The sequence below is a fragment of the Mesorhizobium amorphae CCNWGS0123 genome, from assembly GCF_001686985.1.
GTDB lineage: Bacteria > Pseudomonadota > Alphaproteobacteria > Rhizobiales > Rhizobiaceae > Mesorhizobium > Mesorhizobium amorphae.
On sequence record NZ_CP015318.1, the window covers coordinates 3871169 to 3894879 of the forward strand.

Here is a 23711-nt window from a genome sequence, read left to right on the forward strand (position 1 = left end):
TTTTATGTTCAGCCTATCGTCATTGCAGGCGGCCGCTGGCGTGCGCCAGCATGGTGTAGACCTTGCCGGTGTCCGACGTCAGATAGGTCTGCGCCATGATGTTGTCGCGGTCGTTGCGCGACACGTCCTTGAGCAGCTTCTCGAAATCGTCGCAGTAGCGGTCGACGGCGGCGCGGAACTCTGCCTCCGTCTGATACTTGCGGCGGATTTCGTCGAAGGTCTGCTGGCCCTTCAGCGTGTAGAGGCGCCGCGTGAACACGTCACGCTCGCCACGCCTGTAGCGGTTCCACAGCTCGATCGACGCGTCGTGGTCGATGGCCCGTGCGATATCGACGGACAGCGAGTTCAGCGACTCCATGACGTGAAGCGGCGAGCGCTGGGCCGGAGCGGAACGTTCCGCGGGAACGGCAGGCCTCGCATCCTCCTCACGCGATGCGCCGGTCAGCAGGTCGCGCACCCAGCCGCCCTGTGGCGTGCGGCCGTTGGGGTCGCGTCGCGGAGCCGCCTCGGCGGGGCGATCGAGATCGAGCGTGCCGCGCAGCGTTGCGCCGCCCAGCGGCACCTGAGGCGCCGGACGCTCCGGCTGCTGCGGCGCCGGCGGGCGACGCTGTGGCTCAGGCGCACGTGCAGCAGGCGCCTGCGGTGCGGGGCGCAGGTTGCGCTGCTCCGAGCTGTCGTTGCTACCGCGGCCCGATTTCGCAACGATGTCGGACAGTTCCTTGAGCGCGTTGATCTGCTCGGAGACGGCGCGCCGGATTGCCGAGGTCGATTCCTTGGCCTCTTCCGGCATCTCGATGACGCCCTTCTTCAGTTCGGCGCGGGTCAGGTCGAGCTCGCTCTTGATCGAGCCGGCCGTCCGCCGCATCTCCTCGGTGGCGTCGGCGAAGCGCTTGGTTGCCGAATCGACCACATCGGCAATGGCGGTGCGAATCTTTTCCGCCGATTCTCTCGTCCGCCCCTCGGCGTTCTGCATCGTCTGGCCGACCAGGTTCTCGAACGAACGCATCACCTTCTCGAGGTCTTCCGACTTCTTGACCAGGCCGACGGCGAGGTCTTCCAGCGACGACTGCCGCTCCAGCGTGTGCTCCAGATTGCTCTGGGCCGAGCTCAGCAGGTCCGAAGCGGAAGACAGCAGACGGCTGTGCTCGTCGAACTTGGTGGCGATCGCGGCGACCTCGCGCAGGGTGGCGGACGACAGTTCGGTGAGCCGCGTCGTGTTCGAATCGACCAGGCGTGCCGAGCTCGCGAAGGTCTGCGCCGCCTTTTCCGTCGTCGCCGCGAAGCTTTGCGTGCTGCCGGTCAGGCGTTCGTCGACCTGGCCGAGATTGAGCGCCGCCTGGTCTATCAGCTGACCGAGCTGCGCGCTGGAGTTGCTCATGCGGCCGATGAGGTCGGTGACGCTTTCGGCGAGCGTCGAACGCGCGCCTTCAACCGCCGACAAGGTTTCGGCCGTACGGCTGGCAAGCGCGTTGACGAGGGCCGCGTTTTCGCTGCGCAGCTTCTCGGTCGCCCGCTCGGTGACCTCTTCCATGCTCTTTTGCAGTTCCGAGCCGCCTTGGGCGAAGCGTTCGACCAGAGGCCGCGCCGTCTCGTCGAGGATCCTCGACATTTCGGCCGAACGCGCCGCGAGCATGGTGTTGAGCTCGCGGGTGTTGGCGCCGATGGTCTTGGCGGCATCGTTGGTGCTCTGGCCGATATGCTGGCCGACCGCGGTAAAGGTTTCGGCGATGACGTTGGCGCGCGAGATGAGCTGCGCCTCGGCACCCGAAATCTGCTCGTTGAGCTTCTGGCCCATCGTTTCCGCCGTGTTGGCGAGGCGGTTCTCGACGCCGGCGACCTGTTCCTCGACGCGCGCGGCTGCCGCCGCCGCGCTCGAAGCCAGACGCTCGTCGGCACCGGCCAGCGCCTGCTCGATCTCGCGGGCATGGACAGCCAGGTCCTGACCGGTCTGGCGTGCACGCTCGGCAACGCGCTGCTCGGTGCTGGCAAAGGCGCCGACAATGGTCTCGGCATGCCCACCGATCGCGGTGCTGCTGTCGGCGATGCGCGACACCAGGCGTTGGTCCGCATCGTCGAAGATGCGGGCGATCTCGGATGCACGCGACGACAGCGCTTCCGAACCTTCGGCGATGCGCGATAGCAGATGCTGGTCTGCGGCATCGAAGATGCGGCCAAGGTCCGTGGCGCGAGCCGCCAGAGCTTCGGCCGATTCGCCGATGCGCATGCTCAGCCGCTGGTCGGCGCCTTCGAAGTTGCGCAGGATATCACCGGCGCGAGCCGCTAGCGACTGCGCGGTTTCGACAGCGCGGGCAACCAGCTTCTGGTCCGCCGCGTCGAAGGTGCCGGCGATCTCGCTGGCACGAGCGGCCAGCTGTTCGGCCGTCGCCTCGGCGCGAGCCAGCAGCGAGTTCGAAGTTTCGTCGTGCCTGGCAAGCAGCGCGCTGGTCGTGTCCTCGGTACGCGCAAGCAGCGCACTGGTGGTATCTTCCGCACGCGCATGCAGGCGGCGATCCGCCTCCTCGAAGGCGTGGGCGATGTCCTCAGCCCTGGCGAGCAGGGCGGCCGAGGTCTGCTCGGCGCGCTCGGCGATCTTGCGGTCGGCGTCGCTGAAGGCGAGGCCGGCCTGCTCGTGCAGGGCGCTGGTGACCTCCATGACCTTCTCGCGCAACTGGCCGGCGACGAAGACGGCGCTCTTTTCCAGCACGCTGCGAACACTGTCGACGCCTGTCGACAGCGCGCGCTCCATGGTTCCGGCACGTTCCTCGATGATGCCGGTCTGACGGCTGAACGCCTGCTCGATCTTTTCGACATCGGCGGCGATTGCCGCAGAGATGTCCGTGCTTCTGGCGGCGATCTGGTCGATGTGGCCGGACAGGGAGCGGTCGACGTCCTTGCGCGTGTCGGCAAGCTTGGCGAGATCGTCTTCCAGCGCGCGGGCCAGCATGTCGCGGCCTTCGGTCAGCTTGCCGACGTGCCCGGCGATGATGTCGTCGACCTCGCCGCGGCTGGTCGCGATCTTCTGCAGGTCCGCCTCGAGCGCGCGCCTGAGGATATCGCGGCCTTCAGCCAGCTTCTCGACCTGGCCGGCGACCAGCCCGTCGATCGAGGAGCGGCTTTCCGCCAATTTGGCGAGATCGTCCTCCAGGGCCTTGGACAGCGTCGAGCGGTCCTGCACCAGCCTGTCGGAGTGGCCTTGCAGGAGGCTGTTGACGTTCTCCAGATCGGCTTCCAGCACCCGTGCGAACTCCGAACGGTTTTCGGTCAGCTTCTGCGACTGGTCGGTAATGGCGTTCCTGATCGTGTTGAGATCGGCCTCCAGCGCACGCTTGAGGATATCGCGGCCTTCGGCCAGCTTCTCGACCTGGCCGGCAACCAGCCCGTCGATCGACGAGCGGCTTTCCGCCAGCTTGGCGAGATCGTCCTCGAGCGCTTTTGACAGGGTCGAGCGATCCTGGAACAGCCTGTTCGTGTGGTCGTCCATGATGCCGCTCACGTTCCGTAGATCGTCCTCGACGACCTTCGACAGCGTCGAACGATCCTGGACAAGCCGGTTCGTATGATCGGCAATCAGGCTGTTCACATTCTGCAGATCGGCTTCCAGGGCCTTCGAAAGCTGGCTGCGCTCTTGCGCCACCTGCTCGGAATGACCCGAGATGGCGCTCTTGATCGTGTTGATATCGGCTTCCAGGGCGCGCTTGAGGATATCGCGGCCTTCGGCCAGCTTCTCGACCTGGCCGGCGACCAGACCGTCGATTGACGAGCGGCCTTCCGCCAGCTTGGCAAGGTCTGCCTCGAGCGTCTGCGACAGCAGGCTGCGGTCGTCGGCGAGCCTGACGGAATGATCCTCGATCAGGTTCCTGATGCCCGACAGATCGCCTTCCAGCGAACGGCTGAGCTCGCTCCTGTCCTCGGCGAGCTTGGCGGAATGGGTCTCGATCAGGCTCTTGATACCGACAATGTCAGTCTCCAGGGCCTTTGCCAGGACCGAACGGCCCTCGGCGATCTTCTCGACCTGGCCGGCGACCAAGCTGTCGATGCCGGCGCGGCTGTCGGCGAGCTTGCCGAGATCGGCTTCCAGGGCACGCGAAAGAATGCTGCGGCCCTCAGCGAGTTTCCCGACGTGTCCGGCAACCATTTCATCAATGATCGTACGAGCTTGCACAAGTTTACTGGAGTCGTCGTTCAAAGCTTGGGTAAGCCGGTTGCGGCCTTCCTCGAGCTGTTCGAGATGGCTGCCCAGCGAGGCGTCGATGGCGGCGCGCGACTCGTTGACCTTGCGCAGATCCTCTTCCAGCGCGCGCGAAATGAGACTGCGGCCTTCGGCCAGCTTCTGCACCTGGTTGTTCACGGCGTCGTCGATGCCGGCGCGGTCTTCCGCGAACCTTGCGAGGTCCGCCTGCATGGCCTCGGCCATACGGTCGCGGCTCTCGGCAAGCTTGCGGCTGTGGTTCTCGACGGCTTCCTCGATGCCGACGCGGGCGTCCGCGAGGCGCTGGATATCGCTGTCGAAGGAGCGCGAAACCACGTGGCGGGCCGCTTCCATGCGGCCGGCGAAATCGCCGGCGCGGGCTTCGAGCATCGACGAGGTCGACGAGATGATGTCGGCCATGTCGGCGCCGATCTGGGTCTTGCCCTGATCGATCATCGACGACAGCTGGTCCTTGCTCTCGGCGAAGGTGTGGGCGATCTCGCGTGCACGCTCGACCAGCGTCTCGTTGATCTGGCGGGCGCGAGCCTCGAGCGCGGCATTGAGCTTCTGCGTACCGGTGTCCAGCGCCTCGGCGCGGGTCTGGAATTCGCTGATCAGCGCCTGGCCGCGTTCGGCAAGGGTGCGTTCGATGCCGTCGAGGCTGGCCTCGAATTCGGAGCTCAGCGTGCGCGCGGCACCGCCGAGCAGCGACACCATGCCGGTGGTGCGGTCGTCGAGCAGGTCGGTCAGCGAGCGGGTAAGGCCGTCGGTCGTGTCCGTCAGCTTGGCGATGCGGGTATCGAGCAGCGAAGCGAAGGCCTCGCCCGAGGTCGACAGCTTGTCGGTGATCGTATCGAGACGGCCTTCGACCGAATCGAAGATCGACATCGAGCTTTCGTTGATCCTGTCGATCAGCGTGTCGCCGGAATTGGTGATCGTCATCGACAGCTTGGTCGAGGCATTGAGGATGCTGTCACGAATGATGTCACTGGCCGAGCCGATTTCGTCCCGGAGCGTCTCATGGGCGCCGGCAATCGAGGCGCGCACGCGCTCGGCGTGGGTAACGACCGCCTCGCGCTCGCTGCCGAGCCCGTCGACCAGCGAGCGGATACGCGCTTCATTCTCGGAATAGGAGCGCTCGATCTGGTTCACTTCGCTGTGGACCAGCGTCTCGAGCTCGACGGCGCGTGCAAGCGTGCGCTCGATGCCTTCACCCATCGCCGCCACTTCGCGGCGAACGGCCTGGCCGATCATCATGACGCGATCCTGGGCAAGGTTTTCCGGCTCGGCGAGGCGGAACGCCACTTCCGTCATGGATTGCGCGGCAATGCGCATTTCCTGGGCACGGCGCACCATGGCCGCGAAGGCCCAGAACAGGATGATCGGAATGATCGCGGCGACCGCCAGGCCGATCAGCTCGGGGCGAGCGAAGAACTGGTCGAAAGTGCGGATCTTCCAGATACTCGAGCCGAACAAAAGGTTCGCCAGGCCGCCGGCACCGGCGATCCAGGCAAGCGAAATGAACGCCACCACCCAATAGATCGTGCTCGACGCGCGCCGGTTGAGGCTGTGCAGAAGCGTCCGGTAGTCCTTCTGGCGGTCGTCATTGGCGGGCGTGAAACCGGCCGGCTGCGTGCCGTTGCGGTTTTCCACGGGGCGCAGCTCGGCCGGCTTGGTCGTGACCGAAGTCGTTCCGTTCTGACCCTGATTCCCATTCTGGCTCAGATTTGCGGTCTGGTTCAGATTGGCGGTCTGGCCTTGATTGACCGCCGGCTCGGCTTTCTGGCTGCGCCCTTCGCGCGCCAGTTCGTCCGCCGCCTGCGAAATCTGCGCTTCAAGATCTTCCATCGACGCCGCCATATCGAGGCCGCCGTCGCCATCTCCGCTCAAATCGAGGTCGAGCGCTTTTTCGAGTTCCCTGGCTACGTCGCTGTCGAGATTACGTGTCGTCGTTGGTTTCTTCGCCATGCCTTCGCTACCCTGTACTAGCTGCCGAGGGACTTCTGATTTTGGCCTGATTCTGGCTTCTCTTATCCCGTGCAGGAGGCTGAAAATGGACCCTCGTATCGTAATGACACACAGGGGTAAAGAAAACCTGCATTCCTTGCGATACGTAAAACTTTAAATATAGGGTTAACGCAGACGTGATTTCGCCGCCTCCATCGCAACATTTTTCCGGGCCAATCATTAACCCGTTAGCTACGCGAATGGCCTAGATTTCCCGGCCAGTCAAACATCAAGGAGCTGCAATTCTCATGCGCGGCGAAAGCGGCATTGCCTTTTCCATGCCCGGCGGTGATGTGTCGGGAACGGCCCGGTCGCGGCCTGTGGATCTCGCGCATCTCGCGCGCCAGACGATGGGCGATCGCGGTCTTGAACAGGAGGTGCTGGCGCTGTTCGTGCAGCAGGCACTTTCCGTACGCGACAAGATCCTCGAAGCCGACGTCAAGGAAAGGCTGCTTCTGGCGCACGGGCTGAAAGGCTCGGCGCGAGGGGTGGGGGCCTTCGCCATCGCCGATTGCGCCGCAGCCATCGAGGGGCAGCCGGAGGACGTCAAAACCCTCGGGCGGCTTGGTGTGCTGATCGAGGAAGTACGCGATTTCATCGCCGCCATTAGCCGATAAGCGCAACTCTCCAAAAAAACGTCACGAAGCGGCGCTTTCGCGCCGCAGTTGACTTGTCCGGCCAAGTGATTATCTCGGCTGGAACTCCCTTCAGGTGACAAATGACCAAGCTGACCTTCATTGCCCATGACGGCACACAATTCGACGTGGACGCCGAAAACGGCTCGACCGTCATGGAAAATGCGATCCGCAATGCCGTGCCCGGCATCGAGGCCGAATGCGGCGGCGCCTGTGCCTGCGCGACCTGCCATGTCTATGTCGACGAGGCCTGGACGGCTGAGGTCGGCGAGCCGGAGGCGATGGAGGAGGACATGCTGGACTTCGCCTATGAGGTACAGCCCAACTCGCGGCTGTCCTGCCAGATCAAGGTCCGCGATGCACTCGACGGTTTGGTCGTGCGCGTTCCCGCCCGCCAGGGCTGATCTGCCCGCTCCAATCGATTTTTGTCTTGGCCGCTTGGCAGCGGCCCCATGCTCATGCAGTGTCGCGCGGTTTCTGCAACAAGGCACATGGCATGACCGAGACGATCAAGACGGACGTACTCATTGTCGGGGCAGGGCCGGTTGGCCTGTTCGCCGTGTTCGAGCTCGGCCTCTTCGACATGAAGTGCCATCTGATCGACATCCTCGACCGCCCCGGCGGCCAATGCGCCGAGCTCTATCCGGAAAAGCCGATCTACGACATTCCCGGCTGGCCGCTGATCACGGCACAGGGCCTCGTCGACAAGCTGCTCGAGCAGATCCACCCGTTCAAGCCGGACTTCACGTACAACCGCATGGTCTCCAGCCTCGAAAAGCTTGAGGACGGCAGCTTCCGCGTCACCACCGACGAGAACGAGGTGTTCGAGGCCAAGGTGGTGGTGATCGCCGCCGGCGGCGGCTCGTTCCAACCCAAGCGACCGCCCATTCCGGGCATCGAACCCTATGAGGGCAAAAGCGTCTTCTATTCGGTGCGCCGCATGGAGGACTTCCGCGGCCATGATCTCGTCATCGTCGGCGGCGGCGATTCCGCACTCGACTGGACGCTGAACCTGCAGCCGGTGGCAAAGAGCGTGACGCTTGTGCACCGGCGCCCGGAATTCCGGGCTGCACCGGACAGCGTCAACAAGATGTACGCCATGCAGGAGATGAAGGAACTCGACTTCCAGGTCGGCCAGGTCACCGGCCTGACCGGCGCCGACGGGCAGCTTTCATCGGCGATCATCAAGGGGCCCGACGGTGACGTCGAGGTGCCATGCACGCGCATGCTGCCCTTCTTCGGCCTGACCATGAAGCTCGGACCGATCGCCGAATGGGGGCTCAACCTGCATGAGAACCTGATCCCGGTCGACACGGAAAAATTCCAGACCTCGGTACCTGGCATCTTCGCCATCGGCGACATCAATTGGTACCCCGGCAAGCTGAAGCTGATCCTGTCGGGTTTTCACGAGGTGGCGCTGATGGCGCAGGCTGCCAAGCGCATCGTCAGCCCAGGCGAGCGCATCGTGTTCCAGTACACCACTTCCTCGACCAGCCTGCAGAAGAAGCTCGGCGTTCACGACTGAGGGTTGCTGAGGCCTATTCTGCCAGCACCGGCGCCGCGGCTTCGTCGCGGCCGCGCAGCGGCTTTTCCGGCATAAGCGTCATTGCGACGAGCGCCAGCACCAGGGTGATGCCGGCGGTGATGAAGATCATCACGAACGGCAACGCCGATGCCAGCTGAATATGTATCTGCGCGCCCTCGGCCGAGAGCGGCAGGCCATAGCCGAGCGCGACGGCGCCGAGCATGGCGACGCCCAGCGCGCCACCTAGTGTGCGCAGGAAGGTCAGCACGCCGGTCGCGACCCCGAGATGGGCTCGATCGACGGCGTTCTGGACAGAGACGGTCGCGACCGGGAATGTCGTTCCGCTGCCCAGGCCGATCAGGGTGGTCAGGATCTCGACCTCGAGCAGCGACGCGTGTCCCGCAATGGCACTGAGCACGCCGAGGCTGACAATAGCCAAAGCGATGCCGGTCATGGCGATACGCTTGTAGTGCACGAAGCGGGGGATCATTCGGCCGCTGAAGGTGGCGCCGGCGACCGTGCCGAGCAGAAGACCGAGCATGGCCATGCCGGATTCGCTGACCGAGAGCCCAACGACCGATTGCAGATAGACCGGCAGGTAGACCGAAGCGCCGATATTCGCCGCCTGCAGCAGGAACATCGACAGCGTACCGGCGAGCACGATCGGGTTGCTCAGCACCTCAAGCGAGATCAACGGTTCGGCGGCCCTTAGCAGCCTCAGTGCGAACAGGCCCCAGAACACGGCCGAACAGGCTACCAGCCCGAGGATCTCGCGCGAGAACCACGGATAGGTGCTGCCTCCCCAGTTGAGCGCCAGAAGCAGAAGTGCGGTGGCTATGACCAGAAGCACAGCGCCCAACCCGTCGATGCGATGATGTCTGGCCGCAATCGGCAGCTTCTTTAGCGGGTTGTTGATGATCGCCATCGCCAGAAGGCCAAGCGGAATGTTGATCCAGAAGATCAGCGACCAGTGCAGATGTTCGGCGAAGGTGCCGCCGAGCAGCGGTCCGGCGATGCTGGCGACCGCCCATGTGCCCGAGATCCAGGCGGCATAGCGCGCCCGCTCGCGCGGCGGCACGAGGTCGCCGATGACGGTCTGCGACAGCGCAATCAGGCCGCCGCCGCCGGCACCCTGAATCGCGCGGCCTATCACCAGCACGAACATGCTGGGGGCCATCGCACTGACCAGCGAGCCGATGAGGAAGATGAGGATCGCGGCATAGATGGTCGGGCGGCGCCCGTAGACGTCGGAGATCTTGCCGTAGAGCGGTGCCATGGCGGTGGCGGTCAGCAGGTAGGCCGTGACGATCCATGGCAGATATTCGGCATGGCCGAGCGCGTGGGCGATGGTCGGCAGAGCCGGCGCGACGATGGTCTGGTCGAGCGCCGCCAGCAGCATCGACAACAGCACGCCGCCGATGATGGCGTTCTTCTCGATTTCCGTCAGCGGCAAAGCTGTTCCCATCGTCTGCTTGTCGACAGCCTGATCCATTGTCCTGGTCTTTCATGGGCTTGCGGCGCGCTGCCATGGGCGGCCGGCCTGCCGGTCCGGTGAGTCTGCCGCGTCGATGGGTTGTCTCGTGCTTCGAGGGTTCCGCGTTTGCGAACCTGACATATGTCGTTCTGTTTAGGCCAATTTCGACCGGGCCCCGAAAGTTTTTCCGGCCTGGCACTATGCTTCGGCGAAATTGGCTTGCGTCGCTTACGCTCATCACCGGGCGAAAATCAGGCCGGCGGCAACCGGCCTTTCTCGATGCCCTCGATGCGGTAGCGCAAGAGCCGCAGGATGCGGCTTTCGAAATTGACGCTCTCGACGCGATCGAACCGCAATTGGTCCTGGTCGTGCGCGGCGAGCTGCGTGGCCGTGATCTCGGCTGCCTTCGCCTTTGCCGCCGCGCAGGTCTTTTGCGGATAGCTTGCCTTCAGCGCGTCCTCGAGCTGCTTGCCATGGTTCTTGGCGATCTCGACATGGCGCTCCTCGTGGCGCTTGATGTCGGCGAACAGCGTGTCCCAGAACAGCCGCACGTCAGGGCCTGCTCTGCGCGAACGACGCCATTCCGGAAGGATCACCTTGACCTTGACGGTCACGATGGCGTCGGCGATGCGGCAGGAGCCCGGCTTTTCCGCGTAGCTGACGCGGGTTGTGAACGCCATTTGCGTCGCGCCGGGATGTCTAGACCCGGTGCTCTTCACCTGCGGTCCGTTCTTCGAAAGCTGCTTTTCGATATCGTCGAGCGTGCGACCGCCAATTGCGAAGTAGCTGTAGGTCTTGACCAGATTGGCCGCACCCGCCGGCAGGGCGGTCAAGGCGAGCATCAGGGCGCAGAGCAGGTGTTGTTTCATCAGGTTGCCTCTTTAGCCACCTTGCGTTACGGCCGTGCCCGGCGCAACGGATTTGATTTCCGGCGGATCAAAGATGGTTGATGGGCGATGACGACAAGGCGGTGGCAGCTGGCGCACGGGCGTCATCTCGAGCTTGGTGGCAAGGCCGTGGTCGTCGGCATCCTCAACGTCACACCGGACAGTTTTTCCGATGGCGGCCTGTTCGCCTCCCGCGAGCAGGCAGTGGCTCAGGCGCGCCGCATGGTCGAGGAGGGGGCTGAAGTCATCGACGTCGGCGGAGAATCGACGCGGCCAGGCGCCTCTCCCGTGACGATCGAGGAAGAGCAGGCCCGCGTGCTGCCGGTCGTCGAGGCGCTCGCCGGGCTCGGCGAAGCATTGATTTCGGTCGATACCTATCGCGAGGACACAGCAAGGCTGGCTGTCGCCGCCGGCGCGCACATCGTCAACGATGTCTGGGGCCTGCGGCGCGAGCCGGGCATTGCCCGCGTTGCTGCCGAAACGGGGGCCGGGCTGGTCATCATGCACACCGGCCGCGACAGGCAAAAACTGCCGGACGTGATCGAGGACCAGTTTTTCTTTCTCAGGAAATCGCTCGAGATCGCGCACGCCAGCCGCGTTGCCGACGGCCAGATCGTGCTCGACGCCGGCTTCGGCTTCGCCAAGGAAACGGCGCAGGAAAACCTCGAACTGATGGCGCGGTTTTCCGAGCTCGCGGCACTGGGCTACCCGCTGATGGCCGGTACGTCGCGAAAGCGGTTCATCGGCAACGTCACCGGTCGCGACGCGATGGACAGGGCCGCGGGCACGGCGGCCACCAGCGTCATCTTGAGGCTCAAAGGCGCGCACTTATTTCGCGTCCACGATGTCGCAATCAACGTGGACGCTCTGGCTGTCACCGATGCTATGCTGGCGCGTGAAATTCCGGGAAGCTGAGCCATGTACGTCATCCGCATGAAGAACTGCGCCTTCTTTGCCCGCCATGGCGTGCTGGACGAAGAGGAGACGCTTGGCCAGCGCTTTTATGTAGATGCGGCTTTGACCGTTGAGCCCGGCCGCGCGCTGGTCGACGATTCCATCGACGATACAGTCAATTACGGCGTCGCCTTCGCGGTTATCGAAAAGATCATCACCGGGCAGCGGCGCTTCCTGATCGAGGCGCTGGCGCTGGAGGTGGCACGGGCGCTGACGGCGCGGTTTCCGCAGATCAAGAAGGCCGAGATCACCGTGCGCAAGCCGAACGCCCCGGTGCCCGGCGTGCTCGATCATGTCGAGGTGACCGTTGTCTGGCCAGAATAACACCGTCTATCTCAGCCTCGGCGGCAATCTCGGCGATCCGGCGAAGTCGATGGCGGCCGCGCTGCGCATTCTGGACGGCGACGACAAAACCCGTGTCGTTGCGGTCTCGTCGCTCTACCGCACGCCGCCTTGGGGCAAGCTAGACCAGCCTGATTTTCTCAACGCTGCCGCCGCGATCGCCACGACGCTCGCGCCGCGGGCCTTGCTCGAGCTTTGCCTCGATGCCGAACGCCGGCTGAAACGGGTGCGCGAGGAGCGCTGGGGTCCGCGCCTGATCGACATCGACATCCTGGTGTTCGGCGACCGGATCATCCACGAGACCGGCCTGGAAGTGCCGCATCCGCGCATGCTGGAGCGCGCCTTCGTGCTGGCGCCATTGGCCGAGATCGCGCCGGACCTTGCCGTTGGCGGCAAGAGCGTGTCGGAGCGGCTGAGCAGCGTCGATACGGCAGGCATAGAGAAATTGCCGTCGGGCCGGGACTGGTGGCTGGCCTGACGTCGCCCGAGATCAACCGGAAAATCCGCCACCAGCGAGGAACGCCTGTTCCTCCGGCGTTGTCTCGCGGCCAAGCATTTTGTTGCGGTGCGGAAAGCGGCCGAAGCGCTGGATGATGTCACGGTGCTCCAGCGCATATTTCAGATAGTCCGGTGCCCTGGTGGTGGTGAACTCCACCGATTTGTCCTGGTCGGCGAGAAGCTCCGAATGCTCATAGGGCAGATAGAGGAAGACCCGCAGATCCTGCTCGAGCGCCAGATCATGGCCGGCCGCGATGGCCTTGCCGGCGAAATGCCTGGCCAGCTCGTCGGTCGCATACATGTGGCCGGTGCCGCGAAAGCAATTGCGCGGAAACTGGTCGAGCAGGATCATCAGTGCCAGCGACCCCTCGGCATGCTCTGACCAGGCATCGCATTCGCGCCGCGCGGCACCGTAGTGCAGGTCGAGAAATCGGGTGCGGAAGTCGGTATCGAAGCCGTCGTTCTTTTCGAACCATGCATCTTCGCCGGCATCGCGCCAGAATTTGGCGACTGAGAGCGCCTGCTTGTCCAGTTCGGTCATTGCTTACTCCTCGGCAGGCTCGGATTTGTGCAGCACGCCGGCGGTCTCCTCGTTGAGTGCCTGGCCGGCTCGCCGCGGCGGCGTCAGCGGCGCCGGAATTGGCGTGCCGATATTGCCCTTGAGGAAGCGCGCGCCGGCACGAACGCCTTCCGCCAATTGCGTTTCGAAGCGGGCGGTGTCGCGGCGGCGGACATCCTCGATGACGTCGGCGACGTCGTCCGGGTCGATACCCAACGCCTCCAGGGCGGAGCCGCCGAAGACAAGCGCCGATTCGAAGGTTTCACGCAGCTGGAAGTCGACGCCGGCGCGAATAAGCTGAAGCGCGGTGCCGCGATCGAAGGCGCGCGCCAGCACTGTCAGCAGCGGAAACTCGGCCTTGACCAACTGGGCGATGCGCACGGCGGCCTCGGGCTTGTCGACGCAGATCAGCACCGCGCGTGCCCGTCCGGCGCCCGCCGCATGCAATATGTCCAGCCGTGTGCCGTCGCCATAATAGACCTTGAAGCCGAAATCGGCCGCCGCCTGGATCATCTCGACCTCATTGTCGATGATCGACACGTCGATGCCGCGCAGCAGCAGCGGCTGGCTGGCGATCTGGCCGAATCGGCCAAAACCGATGATCAGCACGCTGCCCGAAAGGTCCGCGGCGACGTCGACCCCATCGAGCGACTGCTCGTCGCGCGGCGTGAGATAGCGCAGCGCGATGATGGCTAAAGGCGTCAGCACCATGGAGATGATGACGATCGCCGTCAGCGTCGCGTTGGCCCGGCTATCGATGATGCCGACCGCCGCGGCGGCCGAATAGAGCACGAAAGCGAATTCGCCGCCTTGCGCCATGAACACGGCGCGTTCGAGCGCTTCACGGTGGCCGCTCTTGAGCATGCGGGCGACCAGGTAGATGCCGAGCGCCTTCATCACCATGTAGGCGACGACATAGATGGCGACGATGCGCCAGTTCGCGACCACGACGTGCAGGTCGAGCGACATGCCGACGGCAAGGAAGAACAGGCCGAGCAGGATGCCGCGGAATGGCTCGATATCGGCCTCGAGCTGGTGGCGGAAGGTCGATTCGGACAACAGCACGCCGGCCAGGAACGCGCCCATCGCCATCGACAGGCCGGAGAGCTGCATGGCCAGAGCCGACCCCAGCACGACCAGCAGTGCGGCCGCCGTCATCACTTCGCGAGCCCGGGCATCCGCCAGGATGCGGAAGAACGGATTGAGCAGGTAGCGCCCCGCCACCACCAGCCCGACGATCGCCCCAAGGCCGATGCCGACTTCGGTCAGCCGTTGCGACAGGCTCATATCGGCGCCGCCCGGCGCCAGGAAGGCGATCAGCGCCAGCAGCGGCACGATCGCCAGGTCTTCCAGCAGCAGGATGGAAACGATGCGCTGGCCCTTGGGCGTGGCCATCTCGCCGCGCTCTTCCAGAAGTTGCATGACGATCGCCGTCGAGGTCAGCACGAAGCCGGCGCCGGCAACGAAGGATACCGCGATCGGAAAGCCGCCGGCCAGGCCGACACTCGTCAACAACAAGGCGCAGACGCCGACCTGCAGGGCGCCGAGGCCGAAGATCTCGCGGCGCAGGCCCCACAGCCGTGACGGCTGCATTTCCAGCCCGATGATGAACAGGAACATGACGACGCCGAGTTCGGCGACATGAAGAATCGCTTCCGATTCGGAGAAGATGCGAAGTCCGAATGGTCCGATCACCACACCGGCGGCGAGATAGCCGAGAATCGAGCCCAGGCCCATGCGTTTGAAGATCGGAACGGCTACCACGCCGGCGGCAAGCAGCGCCACCACCTGGATCAGATCGCTGCCCGATGCTTCCGCCGCCATGCCTGCTCTTCCGTTCCTGGAGGTTCCTCGCATATGCTGCGGAATCGAGGGCAAGGATAGGGACTTCGGCCGGGATCGAACAGAGCGAATCGGCGCGCTACCGTCCCGGCACTGTTGCAGCCGCGTTACACAAATTTATGCGGTGCTCGCGTTGCGTGTCACCACAATCAGCGGTTAAGGGACGCTTGGCTTCGGCCATTGGAGGGGAGTGACGATCAAGTCGCTGCCCTTTTTGAGGAGATGACTGACATGAAGAAGTTTTTGCTCGTTGCCGTGGGTGTTGCGGCGCTTGCTGGCTCGGCCTGTTCGAAGGCGCCTGAGTGCACCGCCGAAATGGCGACCAAGAAGGCGCAGGACATGACGACCGCGCTGCAGGAAGCCATCACCAAGGATCCGTCCAAGGCGGCCGATCTGACGGCCAAGGTGCAGGCGGTGACGACCAAGTATCAGGGCGCCACGACGCTGGACGAAGCCTGCAAGGCCTATGACGAGCTGACGGCCACCATCAAGGGCTGATTGATCGTTCGGAAATTGAAAAAGGCGGCGGCCCTGGTGGGCCGCCGCCTTTTTTCTTGGCTGCTACGAATCTCAGTTCGGTGCGATGGAGCCGACTTCGACCGCATCGACCCGCTTCAGGCTCATGCCGATGACCGGCACCAGCTGCTCTTCGACGCGCACCGCGACGGTCACTGTCATCGAGTTGTCGTCGGGAATGCGGGCCTGCATGACACCGCGCAGCTGTTTACGGTTGATGGTGAAGACGACCTTGTGAGCGTCGACGACATTGCCGCCGATGATGTCGAGGCCTGACCCCGCGGCGCCGCCCATGAAGTTGCCCTTGTAGCCGTCGCGGCCCTTGCGCTCGACTGACGCCGACATTTTCTGGGTGAACATGCCGACCCGACATCCGCCGTCGAGCGTCATGCCGGTCTTGCCGTCAGGCGTCGAGCCGTTGAAACTGCAGGTGAATTTCGTGCCCTTGTACTTGCCGGCGACGATTTCGCCCGGGCCGACCCACTTGCCTTCCACCGATTGAAAGAATTGCTTGTCGGGTTCCGAGCCAAACGCCTTTTCAACGAGGCCGAAAGGGGCTGCAACCGCGACCGCGACAGGCAGGACGCTGGATAGAATTACGCTTTTCATCGACCACACCCGGCAACAAGGAAGCTGTTCTTGGAACACTTCCGACCATGAACAAGATTGGTTAATGCTTGGTGACTGCGGGGCGTCTCTTCACTTGCCGGAGGTCGATGTTTCACTTTCTTTCTTGGTTGCGAAGGATGTCAGAGCGGACAGGAAATCGCCCAGTCCCGGCCGTCTGGCGGCGATGAAGGGCAGGGGCCGCGCCGTCTCCATTGCTGCGATGCCGATCCGTGCCGTCATCATGCCGTTGACGACACCCTCGCCAAGCTTCGCCGAAAGGCGTGCGGCGAGGCCATGGCCGATGATCTGCTGGACAAAACTGTCGCCGACGGCGATCGAACCGGTGACCGCGAGATGGGCAAGAACGCTGCGCGCCAGCCGGAAGAAGCCCAGCGTGCCCGGCCGGCCACCGTAAAGTTCCGACAGGCGGCGAATGAGCCGCCCAGCCTCGAACACGACATAGGCGACATCGACGACGGCCCGCGGGCTGACCGCCGTCACCAGCGACACCCGCTTGGCCGCTTCGAGGATCATGACCTTGGCGCGCGCATCCAGCGGCCCGAGGATCTCGGTCTCGGCCAGCCGCACCAGATTGCCGCCGTCGATGATTTCACCGCGCAGCTCGGCCAGCGAGCGCCTGCCGGCCGCGGTTTCGGGTTTTGCCGCGACAAAGGCCGAAAGCTCGTCGACGACGGCCCTTGCGGCCTTCGGATCGTCGCGCGCCACGGCATCCAGCGACCGCTTCTGCAGTTTTTCGACCTCGGCCAGGCGGGCGATCGCCAGGAATTCGCGCACCAGGATGACCATCAGCGCCAGCAGAGCGATGGCGGCCATTCCAGCGGCCAGCCAGCCCAGCCATTCGGCGCGCTCGAACAGGTCGCGAATGAGCTGGTCGGTCCACAGGCCGACGGCCAGCGAAACCAGGACACCCAGCGCGCCGAAGAACAGCCTGCCGAGCAGCGAACGCTTGCGCGGCGCGGTGGCAGGCGGCGGTTCGGCGGCGACGATGTCAGGTTCGTCGAAAACATCGATCTCGGCCGGCAAGACGACAGCGACGCCAACCCCTGCGGCGCGCGGCTTGCGCGTCTGCGGCGGCTCGGCATGGGCACGGCGCGTCTCCCGCGCCTCCTGCTTTGGTTCGGGCTCAGCCTCGATGCGGAATGCCGCGGGTTTGCGGGGCGCTGTCATGCCAGGTGATCTCCGATCAGGAACTGCAAGGCGCGGTCGAGCCTGATATGCGGCAGCGAGAGCGTAACACCTTCTGCCGTGCGTTCGAGCTTTGGCGGACGAAAGCGCACGAAACGGATCGCCGGCCCGTCAGCATCAGGTTGCTGCGACCCGGAAACATCGAACACCGCATCAGCTTTCTCTGGCAAGTCACCGGGAAATATGGCGGTTTCGGCTTTGCCGTCGAATGTGTCGCCATTGATCCTTTCGTCCTTGAGCGGTGTGCCGATGATGACCGGCAACGTCTCGCGACCCTGCTTGACCGTGCCTTCGCGGGTCGCGCGCACGGCCGCCATGGCAACCACGTCGACATCGGCGCCCGTGAAATTCGCCCGAGTTACCGCCCGGTCGGCCAGCCGGCGCACGATCGCCTGCAGCCGGTCGTGGCTTTCGTGATGCAGATGGTCCGCCTTGGTCGCCGCAACCAGGATGCGGTCGATACGCCGCGAGAACAAGTCGGTGAGGAAATTGCCCCTGCCGGGCCTGAAGCAGGAGAGGATCTCGGTGACGGCGCGTTCCAGGTCGGCCATGGCACCGGGGCCGGCATTCAGTGCCTGCATGGCGTCGATCAGGACGATTTGACGGTCGAGGCGCGTGATGTGCTCGCGGAAGAACGGTTTGACGACATGCGTCTTGTAGGCCTCGTAACGCCGCTCCATCATGGCTTGCAGCGACCCGGAACGCGGCCGCCGGTCGCCTGGCGCCAGCAAAGGCGAGAAAGTCAGCGCGGGCGAGCCCTCGAGGTCGCCCGGCATCAGGAAGCGGCCCGGCGGCAAGGTCGAAAGCGCTCGTTCGTCGAGTTTGCATGCCTTGAGATAGGCGGCAAAGCTCTCGGCCAGGCGGCGCGCCGTCATTTCATCGGCATCGGCGTTCGGATCGATAGTGGCTGCTAGCGCCCGCCAACCTTCCGAAAGATCGGCGCGCACCGGCAGCGCCGCCATCTCCATCGCTTCGCGTGAAAAATCGGCGAAGGATTTGCCGAGCAAGGGCAGATCGAGCAGCCACTCGCCGGGGTAGTCGACGATGTCCAGCGACAATTTCCCGGCCGAAAACAAGCGGTTCCAACCGGAGGCTGATTCAAATTCGATGGTCAGCCGGAGCTCGGAGATGGCGCGCGTCGATTCGGGCCAGATGCGATCGTTGACCAGCGCCGCTATGTGATCCTCGTACTGGAAGCGGGGAACGGCATCGTCGGGTTGTTCCTCGAGGAAAGCCCGGGCGATGCGCCCGGATTTCTGCGCCTCGAACAGCGGCAGGCGCCCGCCATGGATCAGATTGTGGACAAGGGCGGAGATGAACACCGTCTTGCCGGCGCGTGAAAGGCCGGTCACGCCCAGCCGCAGCGACGGGGAAAAGAGCCCGGCCGCCCGCCCTGAAAATGTATCGAGCGCAATCTTGGCTTCGTCGGAGAATGTGGTCAGCGATGATGCCAAAATGGGGTCTCTCGGGCGCTTGTCAGGCTCCGATATAGGCCTTGGACCCGTGGTTTGAAATGGTTCAGAGGTCGGCAGGGGTGAGAAAGGCTTCGAGATAGCCATTGCCTTGCGCGGCACTGGCAAGGGCGCCGGCAAAGCGCACGACGGCAAGACCGGATGTGGGAAAGCCGTGGTTCATCATGCCGCGGGCGGCTTCTTCGCCGTCGCCCGAGACCGCCATCGCCAGATCCTCCGTCATCGGGTTGTGGCCGATGACCAGCAGCGAGCCGGGCCCGCCATTGTCACGGATGAGGGTGAGGTAACCGGCGGCGTCCTCGCTGTATAAAGTGTCGAAGAACAGCACGCGGCCGGTGTCCGTCTGCCCGGCCAGACCTTCTAGCGTCTGGCGCGCCCGCATCGCGTTAGAGCAAAGGGTGATGTCGGGAACATAGTTGCGGACGCGCATGACCTCGCCCATCAGTTCGGCATCGGCCATGCCGGCTGCATCGAGCGGACGATCGAAGTCACGGACGCCGGGCAGCGCCCATCCGGCCTTGGCATGCCTCAACAGGTACAGTCTGCTCACAGCTCCCTCACGCCACAAGACACCCGCCCGATTAGCCATCAGAACGGCCTGCTGCACAATGGCCGGCGCCACTCAAGCACAACAAATCATGTCAGAATTCGCTCGCGTCCTTGAAGCAGAAGGGTTCCGCCATCAACTGCTAACATTTGCGTGACTCTATCGCCGATTGCGCTTGTGCAGGCTTCGGTCCGCGAATATATAGGCGCCAAATTTGGGGTTGTTGGGTGAGTCGCATGAACGACATCGTTACCGCCGATTACGTACCCTCCGAAGACGAGCCGTTCATGAACGAACGGCAGAAATCCTACTTTCGCCTAAAGCTCGTCACCTGGAAGAACGACATTCTGCGCGAAGCGCGCGAAACTCTCGAAATTCTGCAGCAGGAAAACGCCAACCATCCCGATCTCGCCGATCGTGCCTCATCGGAAACCGACCGCGCCATCGAGCTTCGTGCCCGCGATCGCCAGCGCAAGCTCATTTCGAAGATCGATTCGGCGCTGCAGCGCATCGATGAAGGCACCTACGGCTATTGCGAAGAAACCGGCGAGCCCATCGCGCTGAAGCGGCTCGATGCACGCCCGATCGCGACCTTGTCGATCGAGGCGCAGGAGCGTCACGAGCGCCGCGAGAAGGTCTATCGCGACGACTGACGCGAGCAAAACCGGGCAAACTCATAGTCATGGCCGGGTTTCCCGGCCATTTTTGTGCCTGGCTTGTCCTGTGCAATGCCGGGAAAAGTGCAGAAAAACAATGAGTAGAGCGCTTCAGCTCTAGCGTTTGTGGTTGGCCAGTTCGCCGAGAAGCTTCGTCATCTCGTCGTCGAGCGATTGCGGTGGCGCATTGGCCGCCGTTTTGCTCGCAGCCCTCGAATGCGAGTTGTCCAGCGAGACCTCGAGTTCCTGCATCAGCGTATCGTCGATGGATTCTTGCTTTGCCGGCGCCGGGGTGTGCCTGGCGGTGTTGATGGTCGACCCATAGGCCGGAAGCGGCGTAACATTGCTCGCCTGATAGTTGGGCGCGGCCGGTTTCGGTGCCGGCGCCGGAGCCGGAGCCGGCGTGACCGGGCGGGGTCGGGCAGGGGCCGGAGCGGCCGCAACCGGCTGCGGTGGCGCCTGCTTTGCCGGCGCCGGGGCGGGCTGGACTGCGCGCGGCCGCGGTGCCTGGGCCTGCTGCTGGCCGCCATCTCCGGTCAGCGCCGGGCGGCGCGGTGTCGCCAGCCGGATGTCGCGTTCGACGACGACGTCGGTCGGGCCGCCGATCAGGAGCAGGTGCTCGATGTCGTCGCGGCGCACCAGCACAAGCCGGCGATGGCTGTCGACTGCGGTGGCATCCATGACGGCGAGCCGCGTCTTGCGGTTCCTGCCGCCGGCGACGAACGTCCCGAAAGTCAGGCTGCGGACAAGCTTGACGATGAGCAGAACGACGATAAGCAGAACCAGCGCGGCAAATGTCCACAGGATTGCGGCGACATATCCAGGACCCGCTACGCCATCCAGCCACTGCAGCATCGGTGCCCCCAATCGGCTTTTGAAGTGAGGCGACACTAGACTGTAGCGGCAGGCCACCGCAAGTTACCTTTCCGCTTCGTGAACAGCTTGAAACAGCAATGGCCGGACGGCGCCATTTTTATCTGACATTTGCGGCCGGGGCCTTTTCCGGAATAGGAGAATGTGATTCAACCGGGCAGCGCCGGTAGACCGGATTCACAAGCAGGGGGCACATGGCCAAGGAAACGCGCGGCGATTTCTATCCGGTACCTATCGTCGATCAGAACACGCGTCCGGGCGCCGTCACCCGGCTCATCATCTTCATTGCCGTCCTGACCGGCGCCGCGATCATCTTCGGGCTTTTCCGCGAGCGCCTTGGCGATCCCTTCCTGCTTGGAATGCTGGGCGTGCTGGCGATGATCGGCGTCGGCTTCCTGTTCGCCACCGCAATCGGCTTCGTTCAGGTCGCGCCCCGCTCGACCAGCGACGAGCTGTCGAAAGCCTTCGTCGATTCGATGTCGCAAGGCCTTCTGGTCACCGACACCAAAGGGCGTGTCGTCTACGCCAACCGCGCCTATGCCGACATGACGGGTGCTGCCTCGGCGACCGACCTCAAGACGGTCGAGGGGCTGCTTTCCGACGTTCCCGAGGCCTCGATGACCATCTATCGTCTGGCATCGGGCCTGCGCGACGGCCAGCCTGGCGACGGCGAATTCCGGCTGGCGCAGTCAATCAAGCCCGGCGCCGAGCCAGGGGCGCGCTGGTACCGCGCCCGCGCCCGCACCTTTGCCGTGCCCGGCCAGCGCTTGCCCATGCTCGCCTGGCAACTCGCCGACATCTCGCAGGAGCGGGCCGAGCAGGAGCGCTTCTTCCTCGACCTGCAAAAGGCGATCGATCACCTCGACCATGCCCCGGCCGGCTTCTTTTCGGCCGACCAGGAAGGCCGTGTCACCTATATCAACGCGACGCTCGCTGAGTGGCTGGGCATCGACCTTGCCAGTTTCACGCCCGGCGCCGTCTCCCTGCCGGAGATCGTCGCCGGCGACGGCATGGCGCTGGTCCGCTCGGTCAAGGCCGATCCGGGCACCACACGCAACGCCGTCATCGATCTCGATCTGACGACGATGACCGGCGAGGCGTTGCCGGTGCGTTTCATGCACCGTGTTTCGGCGAGCCGCGAAGGCATCGGCAGTCCGACCCGCACCATCGTACTGAACCGGACGCAAGGCGAGGATGCCTCCGCCGATCTTCGCGCCTCGGAGGTCCGCTTCACCCGGTTTTTCAATTCGACACCAATGGCGATCGCCGGCGTCGACGCCAGCGGCCGCATCCTGCGCACCAATGCGCCGTTCCTGTCGCTGTTTTCCTCCGTCGTCGACCGCGACGCTGTCGACCGCCGCGTGCGGCTCGACACGGTCATCCACGAGCGCGACCGGCCGGCATTTGCCGACGCCTTCGAAAAGGCACGCCAACGACAGGCCGACATCGAGCCGATCGACACGTTGCTGCCCGGCAATGACGACCGCCACATCCGCTTCTACGTCAATGCGGTCGCCGACGGCACCGGCGGCGAGGGGGCCGAGGAATCGGCCATCGTCTATGCCGTTGAGACCACCGAGCAGAAGGCGCTCGAAGGCCAGATGGCGCAGAGCCAGAAGATGCAGGCGGTCGGCCAGCTCGCCGGCGGCATCGCGCACGACTTCAACAACGTGCTGACCGCCATCATCATGGCCTCCGACCTTCTGCTGACCAATCACCGGCCGTCGGATCCGTCCTTCCCCGACATCATGAACATCAAGCAGAACGCCAACCGGGCGGCGTCGCTGGTGCGGCAGCTTCTGGCCTTCTCCCGCAAGCAGACCTTGCGGCCGGAGGTGCTCAACCTCACCGACGTGCTTGCCGACCTCAGGATGCTGCTCGCCCGCCTGGTCGGCAACGACATCAAGCTGAAGGTCGACCATGGCCGCGACCTGTGGCCGGTCAAGGTCGATATCGGCCAGTTCGAGCAGGTGGTGGTGAACCTCGCCGTCAACGCACGCGATGCGATGCCGGCCGGCGGCGACCTCACCGTGCGCACCCGCAACGTCACCGCGGAGGAATGCAAGACCTTCTCCTATCGCGAACTCACCCCGGCCGACTATGTGGTGGTCGAGGTCGAGGATACCGGCAGCGGCATCGCCCCCGATGTGCTGAAGAAGATATTCGAACCCTTCTTCACCACCAAGGAGGTCGGCAAGGGCACCGGTCTCGGCCTGTCGATGGTCTACGGCATCATCAAGCAGACCGGCGGCTTCATCTTCTGCGATTCCGAAGTCGGCAAGGGCTCGGTGTTCCGCATCTTCCTGCCGCGCCATATCGCCGAGGTCAGGACGGCAAGCGAGCCCGGCGAAGCGCCGGCGACCCCCGCCAAGCCGGCCGACACGGCCAAGGACTTGTCGGGCTCGGCCACCGTGCTGCTGGTCGAGGACGAGGATGCCGTGCGCATGGGCGGCATGCGGGCGCTAACGTCGCGCGGCTACACCGTTCACGAGGCCTCTTCGGGCGTCGAGGCGCTGGAGGTGTTCGAGGCGCTCGGCGGCAAGGTCGACATCGTCGTCTCCGACGTGGTGATGCCGGAAATGGACGGACCGACGCTGCTTGGCGAATTGCGCAAGCGCCAGCCGGACATCAAATTCGTCTTCGTCTCCGGCTATGCCGAGGATGCGTTCGCCAAAAACCTGCCGGCCGACGCGCATTTCGGCTTCCTGCCGAAGCCGTTCTCGCTCAAGCAACTGGCCACGATCGTCAAGGACGTGCTGGAATCCTAAGGCAATTCCAGGGAAAACTGCGTAGCGGTCTTCCGTCCGGAATTGCGTAAAATCAGAATCAAATAGTCGCGCGCCCGCCCGAATGTGAAAAAGCACACAGACGCCCGTGCCGTGCCGTTTACAGGTGGCGGCGCCGGAGAACGAGCCGTCCG

Annotated in this window: 19 protein-coding genes; 9 read left to right on the forward strand and 10 right to left on the reverse strand. The window is 64.2% G+C overall.

What is annotated here, in order from left to right; genetic code table 11:
* Positions 1-19: 19 nt before the first annotated feature.
* Positions 20-6157: an apolipoprotein A-IV repeat region-like domain-containing protein gene (locus A6B35_RS18170; RefSeq protein WP_006206094.1), complete on the reverse strand. Its 6138-nt coding sequence runs from the start codon at positions 6155-6157 to the stop codon at positions 20-22.
* Positions 6158-6444: 287 nt separating this feature from the next.
* Between A6B35_RS18170 and A6B35_RS18175 the strand changes: the two genes are divergently transcribed.
* The 3 genes from A6B35_RS18175 (at position 6445) to A6B35_RS18185 (ending at position 8356) form a co-directional block, all read left to right on the forward strand.
* A complete protein-coding gene (locus A6B35_RS18175; protein WP_006206095.1) occupies positions 6445-6813 on the forward strand; it encodes an Hpt domain-containing protein in 369 nt (122 codons plus the stop codon).
* Positions 6814-6914: 101 nt separating this feature from the next.
* Complete coding sequence (locus A6B35_RS18180; protein ID WP_006206096.1) at positions 6915-7235, forward strand: 2Fe-2S iron-sulfur cluster-binding protein; 321 nt, start codon at positions 6915-6917, stop codon at positions 7233-7235.
* Positions 7236-7327: 92 nt separating this feature from the next.
* Positions 7328-8356 carry an NAD(P)/FAD-dependent oxidoreductase gene (locus A6B35_RS18185; protein ID WP_006206097.1) on the forward strand — a complete coding sequence of 343 codons (1029 nt, stop codon included), beginning with the start codon at positions 7328-7330 and terminating at the stop codon, positions 8354-8356.
* A 13-nt stretch (positions 8357-8369) separates the two neighbouring features.
* Here the strand turns inward: A6B35_RS18185 and A6B35_RS18190 are convergent, their stop codons facing one another.
* Positions 8370-9848, reverse strand: coding sequence for an MDR family MFS transporter (locus A6B35_RS18190; RefSeq protein WP_006206099.1), 1479 nt, complete (start codon positions 9846-9848; stop codon positions 8370-8372).
* 233 nt (positions 9849-10081) lie between these two features.
* Entirely contained in the window at positions 10082-10699 is a 618-nt protein-coding gene (locus A6B35_RS18195) for a DUF922 domain-containing Zn-dependent protease (RefSeq protein ID WP_006206100.1), read from the reverse strand.
* Positions 10700-10786: 87 nt separating this feature from the next.
* On the opposite strand from A6B35_RS18195, the gene folP reads away from it, so the two are divergent.
* Genes folP through folK form a run of 3 tightly spaced genes read left to right on the forward strand, consistent with a single transcriptional unit; the run spans position 10787 to position 12491 of the window.
* Positions 10787-11632 carry a dihydropteroate synthase gene (folP, locus tag A6B35_RS18200; RefSeq protein WP_006206101.1) on the forward strand — a complete coding sequence of 282 codons (846 nt, stop codon included), beginning with the start codon at positions 10787-10789 and terminating at the stop codon, positions 11630-11632.
* A gap of 3 nt (positions 11633-11635) precedes the next feature.
* Complete coding sequence (gene folB / locus A6B35_RS18205; protein ID WP_006206102.1) at positions 11636-11995, forward strand: dihydroneopterin aldolase; 360 nt, start codon at positions 11636-11638, stop codon at positions 11993-11995.
* Positions 11979-12491 carry a 2-amino-4-hydroxy-6-hydroxymethyldihydropteridine diphosphokinase gene (gene folK / locus A6B35_RS18210; RefSeq protein WP_006206103.1) on the forward strand — a complete coding sequence of 171 codons (513 nt, stop codon included), beginning with the start codon at positions 11979-11981 and terminating at the stop codon, positions 12489-12491. Before folB ends, folK begins: the two co-directional genes overlap by 17 nt.
* Positions 12492-12503: 12 nt before the next feature.
* Here the strand turns inward: folK and A6B35_RS18215 are convergent, their stop codons facing one another.
* Positions 12504-13052: a DUF924 family protein gene (locus tag A6B35_RS18215; protein ID WP_006206104.1), complete on the reverse strand. Its 549-nt coding sequence runs from the start codon at positions 13050-13052 to the stop codon at positions 12504-12506.
* Between the two features lie 3 nt (positions 13053-13055).
* Positions 13056-14894: a monovalent cation:proton antiporter-2 (CPA2) family protein gene (locus A6B35_RS18220; protein WP_006206105.1), complete on the reverse strand. Its 1839-nt coding sequence runs from the start codon at positions 14892-14894 to the stop codon at positions 13056-13058.
* Positions 14895-15143: 249 nt separating this feature from the next.
* Between A6B35_RS18220 and A6B35_RS18225 the strand changes: the two genes are divergently transcribed.
* Positions 15144-15410: a hypothetical protein gene (locus A6B35_RS18225; protein WP_006206106.1), complete on the forward strand. Its 267-nt coding sequence runs from the start codon at positions 15144-15146 to the stop codon at positions 15408-15410.
* 72 nt (positions 15411-15482) lie between these two features.
* Here A6B35_RS18225 and A6B35_RS18230 read toward each other — a convergent pair whose 3' ends face one another.
* The 4 genes from A6B35_RS18230 to A6B35_RS18245 form a co-directional block, all read right to left on the reverse strand.
* On the reverse strand, positions 15483-16037 hold the full coding sequence (locus A6B35_RS18230) for a hypothetical protein (protein ID WP_040584079.1): 555 nt from the start codon (positions 16035-16037) through the stop codon (positions 15483-15485).
* Between the two features lie 90 nt (positions 16038-16127).
* Positions 16128-17225: a YcjF family protein gene (locus tag A6B35_RS18235; RefSeq protein ID WP_065518229.1), complete on the reverse strand. Its 1098-nt coding sequence runs from the start codon at positions 17223-17225 to the stop codon at positions 16128-16130.
* Positions 17222-18697 (reverse strand): YcjX family GTP-binding protein, encoded by a 1476-nt coding sequence (locus A6B35_RS18240; protein ID WP_065518230.1) that lies wholly within the window; start codon positions 18695-18697, stop codon positions 17222-17224. The genes A6B35_RS18235 and A6B35_RS18240 overlap by 4 nt, the downstream gene beginning before the upstream one ends.
* Before the next feature lie 64 nt (positions 18698-18761).
* Positions 18762-19265, reverse strand: coding sequence for a SixA phosphatase family protein (locus A6B35_RS18245; RefSeq protein WP_040582717.1), 504 nt, complete (start codon positions 19263-19265; stop codon positions 18762-18764).
* Between the two features lie 233 nt (positions 19266-19498).
* Here A6B35_RS18245 and dksA point away from each other — a divergent pair, with 233 nt between their 5' ends.
* Positions 19499-19915, forward strand: a complete 417-nt coding sequence (gene dksA, locus A6B35_RS18250; RefSeq protein ID WP_006202025.1) for an RNA polymerase-binding protein DksA — start codon at positions 19499-19501, stop codon at positions 19913-19915.
* Positions 19916-20035: 120 nt separating this feature from the next.
* Here the strand turns inward: dksA and A6B35_RS18255 are convergent, their stop codons facing one another.
* Complete coding sequence (locus tag A6B35_RS18255) at positions 20036-20773, reverse strand: flagellar biosynthetic protein FliO (RefSeq protein ID WP_006202026.1); 738 nt, start codon at positions 20771-20773, stop codon at positions 20036-20038.
* Positions 20774-20985: 212 nt separating this feature from the next.
* Between A6B35_RS18255 and cckA the strand changes: the two genes are divergently transcribed.
* Positions 20986-23559 (forward strand): cell cycle histidine kinase CckA, encoded by a 2574-nt coding sequence (gene cckA / locus A6B35_RS18260; protein WP_006202027.1) that lies wholly within the window; start codon positions 20986-20988, stop codon positions 23557-23559.
* Positions 23560-23711: the final 152 nt, after the last annotated feature.